The 1,754-nt window shown below is 47.5% G+C and carries 2 protein-coding genes and 2 tRNA genes; 3 read left to right on the top strand and 1 reads right to left on the bottom strand.

The genetic code is table 11. The features are described 5' to 3' along the window. The first annotated feature begins 49 nt into the window (after window positions 1-49). Both WB371_RS23690 and WB371_RS23685 read left to right on the top strand, forming a co-directional pair. Window positions 50-126, top strand: a tRNA-Asp gene (locus WB371_RS23690). Between the two features lie 8 nt (window positions 127-134). Beyond that, window positions 135-210, top strand: a tRNA-Trp gene (locus WB371_RS23685). A gap of 105 nt (window positions 211-315) precedes the next feature. Here the strand turns inward: WB371_RS23685 and hdfR are convergent. Continuing rightward, window positions 316-1,149 carry an HTH-type transcriptional regulator HdfR gene (gene hdfR / locus WB371_RS23680; protein ID WP_336222380.1) on the bottom strand — a complete coding sequence of 278 codons (834 nt, stop codon included), beginning with the start codon at window positions 1,147-1,149 and terminating at the stop codon, window positions 316-318. A gap of 118 nt (window positions 1,150-1,267) precedes the next feature. Between hdfR and maoP the strand changes: the two genes are divergently transcribed. Then, window positions 1,268-1,606: a macrodomain Ori organization protein MaoP gene (maoP, locus tag WB371_RS23675; protein WP_042326051.1), complete on the top strand. Its 339-nt coding sequence runs from the start codon at window positions 1,268-1,270 to the stop codon at window positions 1,604-1,606. Window positions 1,607-1,754: the final 148 nt, after the last annotated feature.

Raw genomic sequence — 1,754 nt, 5'->3', positions numbered from 1 at the left:
ATTAAGCAGTAAACTGATGTAAAAATCAGTGGTTGTAGAAAAATTCGGTGGAGCGGTAGTTCAGTTGGTTAGAATACCTGCCTGTCACGCAGGGGGTCGCGGGTTCGAGTCCCGTCCGTTCCGCCACCCTAATTAGGGGCGTAGTTCAATTGGTAGAGCACCGGTCTCCAAAACCGGGTGTTGGGAGTTCGAGTCTCTCCGCCCCTGCCAGAAAATAATCCTTAGCATTTGCTAAGGATTTTTTTTGTCTGTTAAACACCAAACAACAGCCATTCTTTGCTCTTGCTTTGGCATCCTTGCCAATGGCATTTTCACTTACTCTTCCAGTACATTGTTCTTTAGCAGATCTTTAATAAGTGCATGTTTATCACTATTTTGCAGCCAAATAGCGTACAACGGACGTGAAAGCGTTGAACTATCTGCAACGGTATGCAACCCACCCTTTTCTTTGGCCCAGGTTGTAGGCAACCAGGTGCAACCATTTAGTGCGTGTAGCTGCTGCCTGGCGAGTTCTGCAGAACTGGTGGTTAGTACCGGAATTTCATCTGCGGCAATTAACCCAACTTCATTTTGTTGGAAGTCAGGTCCCCACTCTAATCGCAAGTAATTCAGGGAATCTTTTAATGTTGAAGGCGTGGAGCAATATAAAGCCAGTGTGAAATACCCCAGTAGTTGACTGCTAAACTCATCCATTTTGGGTGCTTCAGTGGTGATCAGCAGGTCAAGCTGACGCTCATGCAACTGTTTAACCAGCGATTGGCGCTGTGCAATACGGGCCTCGAATTGCAGACTGTTCTGGGCCTCCTGGGACTGATATAAACGTCCCAGCCAGCCATTTAGCATACACTCCCACAGAGAAGCGCTGGCACCGATAGAGAACTCATTGTGTCGTGATGTGTGGGCGACCTCTTTACGAGCCGCCTGCCATGTATTCATTAACGTCTCAGCATAAGGCAGAAGCTTCTCGCCAGCAGCCGTTAAGCGGATATTATTCCTGTGGCGGGTAAAGAGATTCACACCGAGTTGGTTTTCCAGCTGTCTTATGCGAAAGCTGACTGCTGACTGAGTCAGGTAGAGCGCTTCCGCAGCCCGGCCAAAGTGGCGCGTTCGGCTAACTTCCAGGAAAGTTTTTAACAATTCCGTATCCACAGTGCTCTCCGCAAAATTATTTGTCGTTATGATTTAAATGTTTTGTTTTACACTCTGTCAAGCGTAACTAATACTCCGCGCCATAAATAGCTCGGCCAAAGAATTAGGAGCGTGCAGGATGGCGGAAAGCTTTACGACGACTAATCGATATTTCGACAACAAATATTATCCACGCGGATTCTCCCGTCATGGTGATTTCACCATCAAAGAGGCACAACTGCTTGAGCGTCATGGTTATGCCTTCAACGAGCTGGATCTGGGTAAGCGTGAACCGGTTACCGAGGAAGAGAAACTCTTTGTTGCGGTATGCCGTGGTGAACGTGAACCGGTGACCGAGGCGGAACGTGTATGGTCAAAATACATGACGCGTATCAAGCGTCCAAAACGTTTCCATACTCTGTCTGGCGGTAAACCGCAGATGGAAGGCGCGGAAGACTACACAGAGTCTGATGATTAATAAAAAAGGGCGTAAGCCCTTTTTTCATTATCAATCTTAAACCACCTCCTATGGAGGTGGTGATCGTTCATGTGGGGCTTTGCCCGTAGAATGCCCATGCTAAATACTGCCTCGGTTTGTTACCAGCAAATCAAGGAGTAAATAGCAT

Source organism: Citrobacter amalonaticus, assembly GCF_037053465.1.
GTDB lineage: Bacteria > Pseudomonadota > Gammaproteobacteria > Enterobacterales > Enterobacteriaceae > Citrobacter_A > Citrobacter_A amalonaticus_H.
This window is presented reverse-complemented; position numbering and strand designations above follow the sequence as displayed.